Origin of the sequence: Shewanella ulleungensis, assembly GCF_014648315.1 — a bacterium.
GTDB lineage: Bacteria > Pseudomonadota > Gammaproteobacteria > Enterobacterales > Shewanellaceae > Shewanella > Shewanella ulleungensis.
This window is the reverse complement of the sequence record NZ_BMQW01000002.1, coordinates 201,422-217,575: the sequence shown is the minus strand read 5'-3', so window position 1 is coordinate 217,575 and position 16,154 is coordinate 201,422. Positions and strand designations below refer to the sequence as shown.

The window sequence follows — 16,154 nt, the reverse complement described above, 5'->3', positions numbered from 1 at the left end:
TGATCCCATATCGAATGTCACTCGATTCAATATGAAAAGACTGCGCAAATCACATAATAATAGTAAAAAAAATGATATAAACGGAAGAATAACTGTAAACAACAACCAATAAAAAACAAATATAATCATACCGATACAGTTCAATACTGTATTAATTAACTGTTATGTCAATAAAGTAACAGTCAATATTGCATTGCTCTTTTATTACTGCAATTTACCTAGAAACCAACTAATGAACATAAAGAAGCTAATGGAAAAATATGAAGGATTAACAGTGAAACTCATTTAAATTTCGCATAAATAATAAATTTAACACAGTTAATCAAATCAATTAATGCACAATCATTAATCGAAAAATAGTGAACAGAAAAGGACGATATTCGTAAAGGCAGAATCATTAATTAATCGAGAAGTACAACATCATACTTGAAGTGTTTATGCATCACATTTGCTATTTATGGCAGGTTTCAGCTTCACGCATCACCAGCAAAAATGTCAGATACATTTTGGTCGGTAGAGATAAAATCATGCCAAAATCCACACACATCGCGCTGATGATAATCCCGTTGACGGCCATAGCCTCAATCACATCATTAAAATTATGCAGGTATACACCTAACAAAATAAAACTAATACCAGTACAAATACAGATTTTTAGGCATACCATTAACTTTTCATCCGTCATTGTTGGCCCCAATAAGCATTAAGTACAACTAATATAATGGCGTGATTTATACGAACTGGCGTTGATGTAGATCAATATAGAAGTGTGGGAGGAAGGAAACTAAATGTTGTAGAACAAACCAACTCAATAAAGCATAACCCTATACAGCTTGTATGATATTAAGCTTAGTCAAAAAACAGGCAAAAAAAAGCGCAAACAGTCGCTAGACTATTTGCGCTATCTTACAAAGTAAGAGTTACTCAGCTACTACGTTAGCAGCTTGAGGGCCTTTCTGGCCTTGCTCAACTTCGAAAGATACTTTTTGGCCTTCAGCTAAAGTTTTGAAACCTTCTGAAGTGATTGAACGGAAGTGAACGAACACGTCAGCGCCGCCGTTATCAGGAGTGATAAAACCAAAACCTTTATCTTCGTTGAACCATTTTACTAAACCAGTAGTTTTAGACATGTTATGTCCCTTATATATTTAAATTAATCAATCTGTCGCGAAAATGCGATGCGCTCAAGCTTGAATTATTGAATGGCACTATGAAGCTAAGGGAAACACAGAGGATAACAACGATAACGAAGAGATTCTAAGGCTTTCTTTTTACTTGGTGTTCATTAATAACTCTGAATGTCAGAGCGAGATAGATACTACATGAGTTTTAGATATTGTAAAGCATTTCTTTTAACTTCCACGATAATAATATCTCCTACGCAATTCTGTAAGAAGGCTTAGAATCGCGTTAAAACGATCAACACACGACACAACGATCTAAACAACGATTTCCCATAATAATTTAAACATATTGCTTCAATAATTGGCACTGCAATAGTCTCTACTGCAATCTCTACACATCAGTATTAAAACGAGCTATACGAGCTTCAGCAATACTGCATTGAGTCAGCTGCATTAACTCACCTAATGTGATACCCGGAGTCTCATTGATTAATCGCGATAGTTTAGTTTCAAGCGGTTCTAACTTGTCAGCATGCTCAATAAGCGCCGTAGACACTTTTTGAATAAGATAACGCCAGCCATCATCATCTAGAGCACGTAAATCGATGGTAAAAGCTTGAATACTTAACGCCTCACCGCTCAACGCCCAATGACGAGAGCGACGGACACGTTTAAGCTCACATTGATTTTGCAATGCAATCGCTTTTGCTTGCTTGGCTTTTTCACTACCAATACGATGAATTAACGAAGGTAATCGAATCGTGATGTCATCATTTATACCAGCCAATAGATCCGCCTTAATGTCGAGATAATCTACAATCGTTAAAAACATAATGTGTTAAACAAATTCATCAACAGACAAGCTTGCCACAAGCGGTACCTCGAATAAATTATATCATTACCGATTTAAGATTATTTATGCGTTATAATCCACCGCAAATATTAACGACCATGTAAAACCTTCAACACCAAACACATGACCAGCATTATACGCATCAGTGAAATTAATCGTTGAATAAATAAATAAATGAATAGAGTTACCACATGAGCCCAGAACGTTTTGCCCGTATAAATCAAATGCTAGATAATCGCCAGGTAGACCTCACTATCTGCCTTGATAAAGTACACATGACTAATAATATTGCCGCCGTTATTCGCACGGCAGACTGCGTCGGTATTCACCAAATTCATGCTGTTTGGCCAGATATAGACATGCGGGTTTCAGGTAACACGGCTTCTGGTAGCCAACAATGGGTCAGTACGGTTAAACACTTCACTTTCGCAGAAGCGCATCACGCTTTTAAAGCACAAAAAATGCAAGTGTTAACCACCACGTTTTCAGATACGGCTGTCGATTTTCGCGAGATAGATTACACACAACCCACAGTGATTGTGATGGGCAATGAACGCGACGGCGTAAGTGATGAAGCCATTACAGCAGCAGATCAACACATTATTATCCCTATGCGCGGTATGGTGCAATCGCTCAATGTTTCTGTGGCTTCGGCTTTAGTGATGTACGAAGCACAACGTCAACGTGAGCAAGCCAATATGTATAGCACCCGCAAACTTGATGCTGCATATTGCCAAAAAATGCTGTTTGAACAAGGCCATCCGGTTTATGCCAAGGCGTGTCGTCGCAAGCAAATCCCCTACCCAGCCATTGATGACCAAGGTCAGATTGTTGCCGACAAAGACTGGTGGGACAGAATGCGTGCCCCCGATCCACAAGCGTTAACGGTATAAACTAGCGTAATCAAACATAACTCTTGGAGGTGGCTAATCACATGAGTTGCCTCATTTTTTGTTCGCACTCAGCGGTTATCTCGTTTGGCTGATATGCTCAGAGTATCAGTGCTATCAAGCGTTTTACTTTTTACCAAATCCTTTAGCCATAAAACGTGCGTTACTTTTAACCACCAGTTTGCCTGCAACATAAAGTTCGCCCTCAACTTTATATAATGGGTAGCGGGATGAGATAATTTTACCTTTAATTAAAATCTCACTATTTACAGGAACTTCATGTAAATAACGAATGTTCATATCGGCCGTAACCGCTTGTATATTTTGCTGAAACAGCGCCTGACACATGCCGCTATCAAGTAGTGCCGATAAAAATCCACCGTGCAAAATCCCTTGATACCCCTGTTGGTGAATTGTCCCTTTGGCGCGCGCCCATACTTGTTGATCTGCGGTGCTATAAAATTGCAAATGTAACCCTAACAAAGGTTGCGTACCGCACAACATACAATGCTGATGACTCGAAGGTCTCACAACCTTAACTAACTCATCGGCACAGATATCTGCAAAATGTAATCTTAACTGGGCAAGTAACAATACTTTTTCAGACAGATGTTCGAGACTCATAACATTCCTTAAAAATACAAATACAGTTATTGGCATATGCCAATTATTGTTTTAGAATATCACATCAATAACGATTTGCGAATGTTAACAGGCCTCACAAACGTGATGCCTAAGGCAATAATGAAAATGTCGTGTGATATAACGTTGATATCACCGACAAAGCATGCAAAAACTCGTTATACACGGACCACAAGCCATCCCTCTGGCTAAGGCGTCCAAACACACATAATGAGTAACAGCTCTGCGCATAATGACGTAAATAAGCCGCTATGCATCTGAGCCTTTACAATAAAAAGAGACTTACGATAAAGGGCTACCACAGTGGAATTTATGATGACGTTTATAGTGTTTATACTTTTTTTTGCAGTGATGGCATTAGGGATATTGTTAGGTCGAAAGCCTATTCAAGGCAGCTGCGCCGGACTCGCCAATGTGGGGATAGAAAAAAGCTGTGATTGTGAAGTCACCTGCGAAGAGCATAAAATACTTTATCAAATACAAGAACCTGTAAAAAAGTGAATTCACGCAGTTTAATGCTAAATAACCATACAATGGCTATTTTACGGATTCAACATATCTCATCAGGTTGATATATGAATCGACATAGTAGGTTTCTCGGTTATTGGCTAAAAATGTTAATAACTCTGCGTGAGCTTGTGATGAAACAGATAAATAATCACCTCCAACACCATGGAATATAATGTTTACCAGTAATGTGTCTGCAGGAATATTACGGATATAATCAATCAGCGCTTTGCCACTTTGACCTTCCGGATGCAATATGTGTGTAAACCGTTCGTCTTCTCCCTGCCCTTTCACAGCAACAAATAACGTATTAAGCAGGCTTAAATATTGTTGACTACTTTTTAGATCAGCGCCAATCACCATATCGCCGCAAGGCACCGTTAAAGTTCGCTCAGATTGACCATCTATAGCCTTCAAAAATGTATTAGCTACTTTAAGCTCTTCAATCATCTGCGGCACACTGTAATGATCAAGATCATGATGCACAGCTACCCAATCTCGGTTAGGTAATGACGCCCGACAAGGATGGTAAACACTATGATTACCAAGCTCATGACCATTATTTGCTACCGCGCGCCATTCATCTATGCGTGCATTCATGACAGGGGAATTAGCGACCACATAAAAAGACGCTTTGAAGCGATATTTATCCAGCGCAGGAATAACGTTATCTAACTGGCTATTAAGCGCATCATCATAAGACAGGCTAACCGCTAACTTGCCACCACCAGGCCAGGTGAAGTGATCATCTAGAGTATTCGTTATCGTGTCTGCATGGCACGTTAACGAAACAAGCATTACGACAACCAAAGTGAAGAATTTAATCATCAATATTCATCATCCATAAAAGTGACCTTAGCTGATCTTTACTTTAAAAATAACGTTACGTATTAGATTTCGCTTTCTTAAAAATACAATCGTTTGACGCTCAATTAGTTACTAGCTTTTATCCTATCGGCAATCGCTATTATAAAGTAGTCATTTGTACCATGATGAAACCAATGGTTTATGTATTGCTCCAAACTCTGCTTAATCAACTTGGATACAATGATTGTATATTGACGATAAACTATTTAGGATCGCTCCATCGATCGCCAATATGAATCAATACCATGACCACTGAGCTTTATTTTATCTTCGACTCACACTGCCCCTGGAGCTACGCCACTACCCCGTTAGTGAATGCACTACAGCAGGCCTATCCAGACATGACAGTGCATTTGCTGCACAGTGCGCATTACATAGGTAAAGACAGTGCAGGCGAAGAGCAGATGCAAGCAGCAGCTAAAGCCAGTGGCCTTAAATTTGGACGTGAGCATATTCGTTATGTTAACAGCCCAAAAAACTCAATAAAAACAGCTAACTTTATGGCCTGGATGCAAGACAAGCAAGCCAGTAAACAATTACCAGTGCTTAATGCCATTCAAGCTGCGCATTTTATTGAAGGCAATCCATTTAACAATAAACACGACTTTAACGACATCGTCGAAAAGTTTAAGTTATCGCCGACCAATAAAGTGTTTAAAGACGAGCTGAGTACCGACGCCGAATACATTTTAGAAGCCATTGAAGAAATACAGCAATCTATTGGCACGACAAGCTTTCCTGCATTAATTATGACCGTCAATGATAATGCCATCTTTATCGACCATTCTAAATATCTCAAAAATCCACAAGACGTGGTTGCCGCAGTAGAGCTAGAGATCGCAGCGATCAAACAGTCAAAGCATTAATCATAATAATTTACATGAATTAAACAGCACATAAAAAAACCACGGAATTAACCGTGGTTTTTATGTCGTAACAACAATAACCTAGCTAAGTTACACTTTGAAATTGGGATGCTAGTAACCAAAATGCTAAAGCAAAAAATATCACGCCCATAAACTTGTTTTGATAAGTACGAAACTTAGCATTATTGAGTAATGACTTACCCAAACTGCCAACAAGAACCACCAGCAATAAATTGAATGCCAGTCCCATCATATTGAGTAATAGCCCTAACGCCAACATTTGTTCACCAGAGCTCGCACTGAGTTGAGTCGACACAAACTGGGGCAAAAACAACACAAAAAACAGTAATGCTTTAGGATTTAATAAATTGCTCATTACTGCACGGCGATAAAGTAATTTGGCTAAGTTATTCTGCTGAGCAATCTCGGGCGCCTCACTGGCACTGCTACGCATGCAATCCCAGCCCATTTTTAGCAAATATGCGCCACCTAAAATACGCAGTAACTCTAATGCCATTGGGTTCATTGCCACCAGTGCCGACACGCCCATCGTCGCAAGCAAGGTTAAAATAAGTCCTGAGGTCGCATTACCAAAACTGGCATATACACCCACTTTGCGGCCATAGCTCAAACTCGAACTGGCAATCAGCAACATATCAGGCCCAGGAATTAATAATAACGCGACTACAGTGGTTAAATATAAAGGAAGCAAAGCCAGATCAATCATCATAAATACACAAATTCTAGGAATGGTAAAACACGGCGCGGATTTTACAGTGATTGAACATGAATGAAAGTCATGTTGGTGATTAGAACGGTTTTAACACATAAAAAATTTGGCAGAGAATGTTTACAGGATAAAGATTAGAACTAATTTAAAATCAATCAGATAAAAAAGGCTAACCTACTGGCTAGCCTCTCAATTACGCTTGGGTTAGTTGAAGTGTCTTACTTATAAAACGCTTCAACTTTACCTTTAACTGTCATCGTAAGCGGTTGTCCGCGACGATCTAATGCTTTGTGCGACGCAACTTTTACCCAGCCTTCACTGATGCAGTACTCTTCAACATCATTACGCTCTTTGCCATTAAGCATAATGCCAATTTCGTGCTCGAAAATGGCTTCCACAAAATGTGGGCTGCGTGGGTTAACGCTAAGGCGATCGGGTAAAGCAGGTTTAGCAGTAGTGTCATTCATGATCATATTCTGTAATTAATAAAACGTGCGTTATTGTAGGCAATAGCAGCAAGATGCTCAATAGCGGCGATCATAAATGTGAGACCCTATCAAAAGATACCGATATAGATAATGAAAAATGGCTGTTATCTATCACTTTCTGCACGTAAGCACTGTTTTATTTATAAATACATTTTAAATTGTATATTGATACCGTTAACTTGAATTAAAGTAGGAAAGAATAAAGGTCTCGACTACAGTTGATTCGATAAAGGGATAATGGACAAGGAATGATGACGCAAAAACGATCAGCTATATGGCATTGGTTTTTAGACGGTAAGATAGACCGCGCTAACTTTAAAGCAGCAATGTTAGAGGCCTACCCACACCCTAATACAAAAAAGTGGCAACAATTAATTGCCAATCTATTATTGTATCTCGGGGTATTATTAGTGAGTGCTGGTGTCATATTTTTTATGGCGTTCAACTGGGATGCACTATCGCACCTGAGTAAATTTGCCATAGTCGAAACCTTATTCTCGCTGTTTATTGGTGGATTTTATCTTGTAAGCCGCGCACAGAAAAAGCCTCATTCACGACTCAACGTTCCACATAATCAGCAAAGCCAACCTCACCCAAATGCTTATGGCTGGAACCTGCCTAACGCTATGTTACTGGGGGCCAGTATTATGCTTGGGGCATTACTGGCATTAGTTGGTCAAACCTACCAAACTGGTGCAGATCCATGGCAACTATTCGCTATTTGGGCTGTATTAATTTTACCCTTTGCCTACATGGCAGGCTTTGATCTGTTGTGGTTACTGTTAGTTGTTTTGGTCAACGTCAGCCTAGGGTTATATCTTCAATCCTTTGCATCTGTATTTAGTTTTTTACTAGAAGACACCCAACAAATTGCGCTTTTTAGCTTAGTAAATCTAGCCATTCACTTACTATTTACCCTTGCAAAACGCTTGCAATGGAGCGGACGATTTCGTTTTAACTGCTCCATGGTAGAAGCAACCAGTTTACTTGCTAGTCTAAGTGCATTTACCTGGCTAATCGTGTGGGTTATTTTTGACTTCAGCTATCACTTCGACTCCAGCGAGCATATTGCCTATTATGCGCTGTTTTACCTCGTCACTCTGAGCAGTTTATTTGTTTGGTACCGTTATCATTCTCCCGCCTTATATCCACTGACACTGGTATTAACCAGCATCAGTATCGCGATTGTCTCGCTACTTTCAAGAGAGCTTCTTGATAGCCACGACACCATTGGAGGTTTTTTTCTGATAGCGATGGTGGTTATAGGCCTAACCAGTGGCAGTTTATATTGGCTAAAACAATTACAAAAAGAGTTTGCTCAAACGGCAATGCTTAACAGCGAGGGGGCTGCTCATGAGTAACATTAAATCATACAGAGAATTATGGCAGACACTATTAAATAAAGACTTAGTCAACTCAGATACCGCACCAGAATCCTTGTTAGCCAGCCCTTGGTATATGATTGCTGCTCAAATGCTCGGCGGTTGGGTTGCCTCGTTATTCTTGTTAGGATTTGTGATGCTGTTTGTGTCATCAACAAGTGATATAACCGAATCGTTTATTGGCTTTGGCGGCTTGCTCACTCTAGGATGCTTAGCGTATTACCGCCTAGGGCAAAATCGCCAAGAATTTATACTACAAATGATATTTGCATTTAGCTTATGCGGACAAATAATGCTGCTTTTTGGCACCTTCGAAAGCTTAGAATCTAGCAACGACACACTCATTGCAGTCATTTTTTTCATTACGTTTGCCATACACTGGATAGCCATACCTCATAAAGCTAATCAATTTATCGCGGCATTAGCCATGATCCCTAGCTTATTAGCCATCTTAGTGATTAACCATTTATCGCTACTCATATTGCCATTATTGGTACTGAGTTTGGTAATAATATGGACTCAGCTTTACCGATGGCCGCAACATTACCAACGCATTAGAATGTTAGGTTACGCCGTTGCCGTCAGTTTATTACTCGTCAATTTTATGTTGTCTGAAGTGAGCGACACGATGGAACTGCCTAACGTACTCATGGCATTAAGCTCTAGCCTCAGTGACTACCTCGCTATCGTCATTAGCTTGTTATCTGCATTATGGTTGATTAATCAAATTTATAACCAGCTCCATTCAGCTAGCAATGCCGATAGCAATCAAGTGATTAAAGTGCGCCCTCGCAACAAGTTAATGGTAATTCTAGCGGCAATATTAATCGGCCTACTTTCTCTTGTCATGAGTGGATTAAGCGCCGCACTACTCATGCTACTGCTAGGCTATTTTTATAATGAACGTAAATTAGTCGTCATTTCGGTATGCGCCCTGCTCGCCTTTATCGGCATGTATTATTACTCACTGCACATCGACTTATTTGATAAATCCTTGTGGTTAATGACCAGCGGCATAATGTTACTACTGCTCAGATTTGCCATGGGCATGAATACTAACAAGACAGCTAAAACAGAAATAACAATCAATATTGCGACAACGGCGCACCAAAAGGAGCAACCATAATGCAATTAAGTACTATGGAGTCACTTAACGCACGCCAACGCAGTAAGCGGTCACTTTGGGCGATTATCGCGGCAGCATTGATACTTGCCGGTATTAACTACAAGATTTATCAACAAGAACAGCTGTTAGCTCACGGCGAAATAGTCCTTTTTGAACTGGCACCTGTCGACCCTAGGTCGTTAATGCAAGGCGATTACATGGCGTTAAATTACGACATTGCAAGAGAGGTTAGTCAGTCAGTCGATGAACTATCAAATACACCAGAAAATTATGATGGCTTTTTTATCGTCACACTCGACCAAAATCGTATTGCCCAATTTGATAGTATCTACAACGGTGCCGCGCTAACACCAGCACAGCGACTGATCCAGTACCGTGTTCGTGACGGCAGAGTTAAGCTGGCCAGCAACGCTTTTTTCTTTCAAGAAGGCCGAGCAGAAGAGTTCGAACAAGCAAAATATGGCGAGTTTAGAGTTAACCAGGCAGGACAATTGTTACTCAGTAATATGATAAACAAAGATTTTAAGCGCATTTAAATAATGCAGGTCAGCAACCAATAATTATTAGTAACTTGCCTGTTATCTCAACGGCTTACGATAATGGGCAAAGCACAAGCTAACATCATGAGATTAATCAATGTCACCTTTTATGTTATCCCATAAATGGAGCAAAGATTGCTCGTTGCGTGTTATTCATAATGTTCACAATAACGCGTTAACTGAACGATAACCTCGTTAAAACATAACTCGAGTTCATGAATCGATTCACTTTGCACAGAATTGTTTTCTGCTAATGATTCTATTTGCTGGCAAAAGTCAGCTAAAGACAAAGCCGCAATTGATTTTGAAGACGATTTTAGCCCATGCGCTTGAAAAGCTAAGTCGGTATAGTTTTTATTTGCCGCATAAGCATTAATCAACTTTATTTGTTCACCCGCGCTTTGTAAAAAGGCATTAAACACCATGCAATGCACAGAGATATCATCACCTAACATGGCTACTAATAACGAAAGATCTAATTGATCAAAAGAGTCCGAGGAGATTACTGGAGAAAGATTGCTTTGAATATGCGCATTAACCATACCCGTTGAATGCTCCATTAACAATGACTTCAATTGCACCAGCTCAACTGGTTTGGTTAAAAAGCCGTTCATGCCGACAGCATAACAATCATCTATATTCTTTTTAATGATATTTGCCGTCACAGCAATAATCACTAAATGCTCATACAGGTTCTCTGTACGTATCCTTTTGGCTAAATTTAAGCCATCTAAAAGTGGCATTTGAATGTCGGTTAACAAAATATCAAAGTGCTTATCTTGTAAAGCCTGCCAAGCTTGTTCGCCATTACTTACAAAAGTACCATTGACCCCGAGTATGCTTAACTGTTGCTTTAATACTTGCTGATTTGTCACTTGGTCTTCAGCCACCAACACCTCTAAGGTAGGCAATATATTAGAGGTAGAGGTAGTAACCGTTTGAAGGGGTAACTGAGTATTTTTCGGGAGAGTGTTTTGCTCAAAACCATTAAAAATTAAACTAAAACACGATCCCTTATTAAGCTCACTCTCAACCGTTATTTCGCCTTGCATGCGCTCAACTAACTCACGAGTAATCACTAATCCAATCCCTGTACCATTTATGTTACTGGTTTCTGCACCTAAACGATCAAAGGGTTTAAATAAACGAGTCACATCGTCAGCAGCAAAGCCGTATCCAGTATCGGCTACACTAATTTTACATTGATGGTTGGTTGAGACCTGACAGCGAATATGAATATGGCCCTGGGGTTTATTGTATTTAATCGCATTAGAAAGTAGATTTAGCATCACTTGCTTAAAACGGCGCTCATCTATATAAACACACAACCCTTCAAGTTCAACAAGCCCTTCTGTTTGAATCGTTATTGACTGTGCATTAATTAGCTCGCTGACAAACTCAAGCGACTCTTCGACCACGCGTTTGATAGGCACATAATCAAAGTTAAATTGCATATTGCCCGATTCAATCGCCGTTAAATCAAGTACGTCATTAATTAATAACAGTAAGTGTTCACCCGCTCGATATATGCTTTTTGCGTTATCTTTTTGGACTTTATTAGCAAGATCATCATAATCATAAAGCTGTGCTAATCCTAAAATAGCATTGAGTGGTGTACGTAATTCATGGCTCATACTGGCCATAAAATCAGACTTAGCTTTACTGGCAGACTCAGCTTGGATCCTCAAGGTATTTAACTTTTGGTGGTTACTGGCCACTTCGGTTGCCATTTGATTAAAGGCATTAATGACACTGCCGACTTCATTATGTTGTTGTTTATCGACATGACACTCAAAATCACCTTTCGCCAGCCGAGAAAAAGCCAATTCTAAACTGCGAAGTGGTTTGGTAATTCGATAATCGACTAACCAAGCTAGCCCAATGAGAATAAATACTAATATAGTAAATTGAATATAAATCAAAGTGTAATGCAACTTTGATGATTCATTAATTTCATTAGTAAAATTAACCACTAATGTAATATTCGCTAAGGGCTTATTTAAAAAAGTGATTTGTTGGCTTAACAGCATGTCACCACTTTGCACTGCACCAGTCCAGGAATCTAGCGGATACAATTGATTACCCGTTGTTGCATCTACAATTTTAATAGACTTCCAATTAGGTTGTATTTCTAACTGATTATTAATTTGCTCATAAAGCTCAGCATATTGGCGAGTCAGTAAAGGGGTCGTCACTGAGGTTGATAATTGTTGTAATGACCGCTGTGCTGTCTTAGAAAGATCGTCATTAACCCAACGTGCTTGCTCTGGCAGAGCATAAAAAACAAACAGACACGCGAGCAAAACACCAAAAGCGATAACAGCTATAAAGCTTTGAGCCCGTAAACTGTGCCACCAATTAATTTTCAACATAAAATGAACGTAACCCCCATTGAGTTAACTGTTGGTAATCAGCTAACGTCGCGATACTGGGCTTAATAATGGGGATCCCAGCAAGTAAATGCTTATGTTCTTCGCTTTGGCCTATATCTAAAATAGCCTGCTGCACTTGCAGTTGAATCTTTGGTAAAACATTGGGGTGAGCAACAATAGGATGGCGACTAATCTCACGGGTTCTATAAAGAATATTCAGTTTATCTTGGAGATTTTGCGGTTGCTGTTTTAACGTGCCTAACACCCCGCCTCCCGCTTTCGTGGAGTTTAATGCCACATTCAAATAAACCGAAGAGTGCGTTTGTACATAAACAGGCTTTATTGTCAGACCATACAGCTGAGCTAAATCTACACGCATCAATAACGACGCACCTAAAGCGTTCGGGGCCGGAAATGCAATCTCTGCCCCCTCAAGCTGGCTTAACTCGGTAATGCCACTGTCTTTATTAACAACTAACACACCTTGCAGTTTGCGACTTGCATCTTTTATTAACGGCAAGTAGCCTTGTTTCTCATAAGCAATAACGCTGTGCCAGGGGTTCATGTATGCAAAATCATACTCACCATTAGCAAACGCTTGTTCAAAAACAGGAATAGACTCAACTGTCACTAGCTTAATTTTTACGCCAGTCTGCTCACTGACTTGTTCAAGTAACGGTTGCCAAATCTCAATTAACTTTTGCGGCTCGTACTGCGGCACCACCCCAAACGTATACTCTTGAGCCAACAGCCATGAACTTTGTACCAAACATAATATTGCCACTAAGTACTTCATTAGCGCCCCCAATTCTCATAGCGTGCCACAGCTACTAGCTTAGTTAAATACTCGCCAAGTGACCATAAAATTATTATTTATTGGGCATTTAACATTTATCTGTATCAATTTTCTTCGCGTGAATAACCACACTTTATAAATGAGGTTTATGCCGCATTCAGCAATAGAAATACCTTATACTACTCAGTCATTTCAAACAATATTGCAAATTCTGACACGTTTAAAGTACGTTAACTAGTCAATGCGCATTTAATCATGAGTTCATATAAAACAAAAAAGGAGCCTGGTTAGGGCTCCAAATACGGGGGAGATGATCAATATCAATAAGCTTATATTGATAGAGTTTTATTATAAGTTTTTAGCTTAGAAACGGCCAACAACACCAATTGCAGCACCGAAACCGTCTACGTCAGAATCAAGTACTTTTGATAGTTCAAACGTAGCAGAAAAAGCGTCATTCATACGTAACCAGTAAGCGGTTTTAGCCGTAAAGTTATCGTCAAAACCGTCATCTGCATAACCTAAACCAACAGACCATGCTTTGGTTACATACCAGTCAGCGTTTACGTTAAACATATCGTCAGCATCGGTATGAGTCCACATTGCACCTAAGTCGATACCTGTAGTGCTTTTTAGATCGATAAAGCTACGAACTTCAAGACCATAAATAGAATCAATATCGCTACCATCAACATAGAATGCAGCTACTTTAGAGCTGTCGTTAAAGTAGTAACCTACATCAAGTTTGTACGTATCAGTATCAAAAGCACCCGCGTCGTAACGTTGAATTGCCGCGCCAACAAACCACTTTGAATCGAAAACATACGTGCCATCAACCGAGAAAATATCAAGGTCAGCATCATCAATCATTGAATAGCTAGCACCCACATTTGAAGATTGTGCTAAAAAGCCATTTAATGCATATGGGCCTTTTTCTTGCGATACAGAGTCAACATAGAAACGGTAGTTTAGATCCCATAAACCATCACCAAACTCTTCAGTATTAGCAGAATATTCTAAACCTGCTTCGTGGTGAAATGGCGCATCTTGTGCAGCTACAGCTGGTAGTGCAGCAAAACCTAAGACTAGTGCTAATGCAGTAACGTTTTTCATCAATCATTCCTTTATTTGATTATTTTACGCTAGGTGATTCAAGCAGATAAATAGAGTGGATTAACCAAATGGGTTCATCCTTTACCTCAAACGTTGCCTAACCGTACTGTTAGCCTACGTGCTTTCCTAGCGGCGCATACTCTAAAGTAATGAAAGGCTAAAATAAACCGAAAATATAAAATTAATGATATTTTTCAATGCAATACATTACATATAATGTGTAACGCATTACTACTACCTACTTTAGCAATAGATAAACATGTAACTACTTGGTTAAATAAATGTGAATCAAAACAGCTCGTATAACAGATTAGCCAATGGCAGCAAGGTGAATAACAGCAAGCATAAACACCTCAACGGTGTTGGCTCTCAAAAAAATGAACACATATAGGCGGTAAATCAAACGGCGATTTTCGAATAAAGTTTGAACAAAATCAGCTTTATCACATGGAGATATTGTGAGTATTTCAACACAAATGACATAACGTTCAAGGCCGGTAATAACAAGTAAGTTAAGTATTTGATTTATGTGGGTGATGGCTATAGGTTAGTGATATCACCTGCATTTTATTTATCTGGAAACATCAATGTCGACTTTGTTTAAGTTAATCAAAGCTGCCTTACTCAGCATCTTTATTATTGTCATCGTTCTTGTCGCGTATAATTGGCAAAGCGTCAATCGCTTATACAGCGTAGTCACCCTATTTGATGAATCCCTAGTGGTAAATAATTTCTCTCACATGAAGGATGTCTTTTTTAACACAAAAATCGTTAAACAAGGCAAACACGATGTATTCAACGTTAACTTAACACCATTGCCTGAATCATTTAGTTATAGAGGTAACACAACCCCTACCGATGAGTTTCTCAACCGCAGAGCAACAACCGCCTTATTGGTGCTAAAAGACGACAACATCACCTTCGAGCAATACTATTTAGGTACCCAAAGTGACGACAAACGGATTTCGTGGTCGATGGCCAAATCCTTTGTGTCGATATTATTTGGTATGCAAGTCGATGCAGGCAACATTGATATCAACAAAACCGTTGGCTTTTATCTGCCAGAGCTTGCTAGCTCTGGGTATGGCAACGTTAAAGTTGAACACGTACTGCAAATGTCGTCTGGGGTTAAGTGGAACGAAGACTATCTAGATTTTAATTCTGACATAAACAAAATGGGCCGAGTACTGGCTATTGGCGGCTCGTTAGATCAAATGACCAGTGAACTGGTTAATGAGTCCACCCCAGGCAAAGTATTTCATTATGTCAGCATGGACACCCACGTGATTGGCATGATACTCAGGCGCGTTACTGATAAATCATTAGTCGAACTGATCCAACAAAACCTGTGGAACACCATCGGCATGGAAAGCGATGCCTATTGGCTTACCGACTCCCAAGGTACTGCTTTTGCCTTAGGCGGCTTAAATGTTACCACCCGCGACTACGCCCGCTTTGGCCGATTATTACTTAACAATGGCGCATTTAATGGTATGCAAATCGTCTCTGCAGAGTGGATAAAAGCCGCCACCACACCACAAGCGGAATACCTTAAACCACAAGCCGATAAGTTAGGTTACGGCTACCAAATTTGGTTACCGCCACAAGCCGAGCAAGGCGAGTTCTTTTGTGTTGGCGTATACGGGCAATACATTTATGTGAACCAACAACACAATGTGGTGATTGTAAAAAACAGTGCCGATTTAGGCTTTCTTGATGCGTTAAATTCAAAACACGAAACCATCGCATTCTTTCGAGAAATTGTGGCGTCATTACAATAAAGAGCATCGACTACACTGCAATCCCCCACACGTTCACGAGCTAACTTGCCCGCCATTGAGGGCAAGTTAGCTCAGCAT

General features: G+C 39.7%; 17 protein-coding genes. 7 read left to right on the top strand and 10 right to left on the bottom strand.

The genetic code is table 11. From position 1 onward, the window contains the following. Positions 1–451 precede the first annotated feature (451 nt). From IEY40_RS04740 to IEY40_RS04730, 3 genes are all read right to left on the bottom strand, one after another. Positions 452–685, bottom strand: coding sequence for a hypothetical protein (locus tag IEY40_RS04740; protein ID WP_188953854.1), 234 nt, complete (start codon positions 683–685; stop codon positions 452–454). A 235-nt stretch (positions 686–920) separates the two neighbouring features. After that, positions 921–1,130: a transcription antiterminator/RNA stability regulator CspE gene (gene cspE, locus IEY40_RS04735; RefSeq protein ID WP_160055822.1), complete on the bottom strand. Its 210-nt coding sequence runs from the start codon at positions 1,128–1,130 to the stop codon at positions 921–923. A 385-nt stretch (positions 1,131–1,515) separates the two neighbouring features. Further along, a complete protein-coding gene (locus IEY40_RS04730; RefSeq protein ID WP_188954559.1) occupies positions 1,516–1,902 on the bottom strand; it encodes a ribosome recycling factor family protein in 387 nt (128 codons plus the stop codon). 266 nt (positions 1,903–2,168) lie between these two features. On the opposite strand from IEY40_RS04730, the gene trmH reads away from it, so the two are divergent. After that, on the top strand, positions 2,169–2,870 hold the full coding sequence (gene trmH, locus IEY40_RS04725; RefSeq protein ID WP_188953852.1) for a tRNA (guanosine(18)-2'-O)-methyltransferase TrmH: 702 nt from the start codon (positions 2,169–2,171) through the stop codon (positions 2,868–2,870). 123 nt (positions 2,871–2,993) lie between these two features. On the opposite strand, the gene IEY40_RS04720 is transcribed toward trmH, so the two are convergent. Continuing rightward, on the bottom strand, positions 2,994–3,491 hold the full coding sequence (locus IEY40_RS04720) for a PaaI family thioesterase (RefSeq protein ID WP_188953850.1): 498 nt from the start codon (positions 3,489–3,491) through the stop codon (positions 2,994–2,996). Positions 3,492–3,821: 330 nt separating this feature from the next. Between IEY40_RS04720 and nqrM the strand changes: the two genes are divergently transcribed. Further along, a complete protein-coding gene (gene nqrM, locus IEY40_RS04715) occupies positions 3,822–4,010 on the top strand; it encodes a (Na+)-NQR maturation NqrM (protein WP_249000925.1) in 189 nt (62 codons plus the stop codon). A gap of 36 nt (positions 4,011–4,046) precedes the next feature. Here nqrM and IEY40_RS04710 read toward each other — a convergent pair whose 3' ends face one another. Beyond that, entirely contained in the window at positions 4,047–4,814 is a 768-nt protein-coding gene (locus tag IEY40_RS04710) for a polysaccharide deacetylase family protein (RefSeq protein WP_229777010.1), read from the bottom strand. 314 nt (positions 4,815–5,128) lie between these two features. Between IEY40_RS04710 and IEY40_RS04705 the strand changes: the two genes are divergently transcribed. Then, entirely contained in the window at positions 5,129–5,749 is a 621-nt protein-coding gene (locus IEY40_RS04705) for a protein-disulfide isomerase (protein WP_188953846.1), read from the top strand. Positions 5,750–5,834: 85 nt separating this feature from the next. Here the strand turns inward: IEY40_RS04705 and IEY40_RS04700 are convergent, their stop codons facing one another. Both IEY40_RS04700 and IEY40_RS04695 read right to left on the bottom strand, forming a co-directional pair. Next, positions 5,835–6,476, bottom strand: coding sequence for a LysE family translocator (locus IEY40_RS04700; protein ID WP_188954555.1), 642 nt, complete (start codon positions 6,474–6,476; stop codon positions 5,835–5,837). Positions 6,477–6,697: 221 nt separating this feature from the next. Then, positions 6,698–6,946 (bottom strand): DUF3297 family protein, encoded by a 249-nt coding sequence (locus tag IEY40_RS04695; RefSeq protein WP_188953844.1) that lies wholly within the window; start codon positions 6,944–6,946, stop codon positions 6,698–6,700. A gap of 269 nt (positions 6,947–7,215) precedes the next feature. Here IEY40_RS04695 and IEY40_RS04690 point away from each other — a divergent pair, with 269 nt between their 5' ends. The 3 genes from IEY40_RS04690 to IEY40_RS04680 are packed head-to-tail and all read left to right on the top strand — an operon-like array spanning position 7,216 to position 10,011. Further along, positions 7,216–8,328, top strand: a complete 1,113-nt coding sequence (locus tag IEY40_RS04690; protein WP_188953842.1) for a DUF2157 domain-containing protein — start codon at positions 7,216–7,218, stop codon at positions 8,326–8,328. Then, positions 8,321–9,475: a DUF4401 domain-containing protein gene (locus IEY40_RS04685; protein ID WP_188953840.1), complete on the top strand. Its 1,155-nt coding sequence runs from the start codon at positions 8,321–8,323 to the stop codon at positions 9,473–9,475. Before IEY40_RS04690 ends, IEY40_RS04685 begins: the two co-directional genes overlap by 8 nt. Then, positions 9,475–10,011: a GDYXXLXY domain-containing protein gene (locus IEY40_RS04680; protein ID WP_229777009.1), complete on the top strand. Its 537-nt coding sequence runs from the start codon at positions 9,475–9,477 to the stop codon at positions 10,009–10,011. Before IEY40_RS04685 ends, IEY40_RS04680 begins: the two co-directional genes overlap by 1 nt. Positions 10,012–10,163: 152 nt before the next feature. Here IEY40_RS04680 and IEY40_RS04675 read toward each other — a convergent pair whose 3' ends face one another. The 3 genes from IEY40_RS04675 to IEY40_RS04665 form a co-directional block, all read right to left on the bottom strand. Further along, complete coding sequence (locus tag IEY40_RS04675) at positions 10,164–12,386, bottom strand: ATP-binding protein (RefSeq protein ID WP_188953838.1); 2,223 nt, start codon at positions 12,384–12,386, stop codon at positions 10,164–10,166. Beyond that, positions 12,373–13,182 (bottom strand): phosphate/phosphite/phosphonate ABC transporter substrate-binding protein, encoded by an 810-nt coding sequence (locus tag IEY40_RS04670; RefSeq protein ID WP_188953836.1) that lies wholly within the window; start codon positions 13,180–13,182, stop codon positions 12,373–12,375. Before IEY40_RS04670 ends, IEY40_RS04675 begins: the two co-directional genes overlap by 14 nt. Before the next feature lie 363 nt (positions 13,183–13,545). Continuing rightward, entirely contained in the window at positions 13,546–14,295 is a 750-nt protein-coding gene (locus IEY40_RS04665) for a putative porin (protein ID WP_188953834.1), read from the bottom strand. A gap of 587 nt (positions 14,296–14,882) precedes the next feature. Here IEY40_RS04665 and IEY40_RS04660 point away from each other — a divergent pair. Beyond that, positions 14,883–16,076 (top strand): serine hydrolase domain-containing protein, encoded by a 1,194-nt coding sequence (locus IEY40_RS04660; RefSeq protein WP_229777008.1) that lies wholly within the window; start codon positions 14,883–14,885, stop codon positions 16,074–16,076. The last annotated feature ends 78 nt before the right edge of the window (positions 16,077–16,154 follow it).

Coding starts and splice junctions, on each gene's coding strand:
- IEY40_RS04740 (WP_188953854.1), bottom strand. CDS start 685: ATGACGGATGAAAAGTTAATGGTATGCCTAAAAATCTGTATTTGTACT.
- cspE (WP_160055822.1), bottom strand. CDS start 1,130: ATGTCTAAAACTACTGGTTTAGTAAAATGGTTCAACGAAGATAAAGGT.
- trmH (WP_188953852.1), top strand. CDS start 2,169: ATGAGCCCAGAACGTTTTGCCCGTATAAATCAAATGCTAGATAATCGC.
- IEY40_RS04720 (WP_188953850.1), bottom strand. CDS start 3,491: ATGAGTCTCGAACATCTGTCTGAAAAAGTATTGTTACTTGCCCAGTTA.
- nqrM (WP_249000925.1), top strand. CDS start 3,822: ATGATGACGTTTATAGTGTTTATACTTTTTTTTGCAGTGATGGCATTA.
- IEY40_RS04710 (WP_229777010.1), bottom strand. CDS start 4,814: ATGCTTGTTTCGTTAACGTGCCATGCAGACACGATAACGAATACTCTA.
- IEY40_RS04705 (WP_188953846.1), top strand. CDS start 5,129: ATGACCACTGAGCTTTATTTTATCTTCGACTCACACTGCCCCTGGAGC.
- IEY40_RS04700 (WP_188954555.1), bottom strand. CDS start 6,476: ATGATTGATCTGGCTTTGCTTCCTTTATATTTAACCACTGTAGTCGCG.
- IEY40_RS04695 (WP_188953844.1), bottom strand. CDS start 6,946: ATGAATGACACTACTGCTAAACCTGCTTTACCCGATCGCCTTAGCGTT.
- IEY40_RS04690 (WP_188953842.1), top strand. CDS start 7,216: ATGATGACGCAAAAACGATCAGCTATATGGCATTGGTTTTTAGACGGT.
- IEY40_RS04685 (WP_188953840.1), top strand. CDS start 8,321: ATGAGTAACATTAAATCATACAGAGAATTATGGCAGACACTATTAAAT.
- IEY40_RS04680 (WP_229777009.1), top strand. CDS start 9,475: ATGCAATTAAGTACTATGGAGTCACTTAACGCACGCCAACGCAGTAAG.
- IEY40_RS04675 (WP_188953838.1), bottom strand. CDS start 12,386: ATGTTGAAAATTAATTGGTGGCACAGTTTACGGGCTCAAAGCTTTATA.
- IEY40_RS04670 (WP_188953836.1), bottom strand. CDS start 13,182: ATGAAGTACTTAGTGGCAATATTATGTTTGGTACAAAGTTCATGGCTG.
- IEY40_RS04665 (WP_188953834.1), bottom strand. CDS start 14,295: ATGAAAAACGTTACTGCATTAGCACTAGTCTTAGGTTTTGCTGCACTA.
- IEY40_RS04660 (WP_229777008.1), top strand. CDS start 14,883: ATGTCGACTTTGTTTAAGTTAATCAAAGCTGCCTTACTCAGCATCTTT.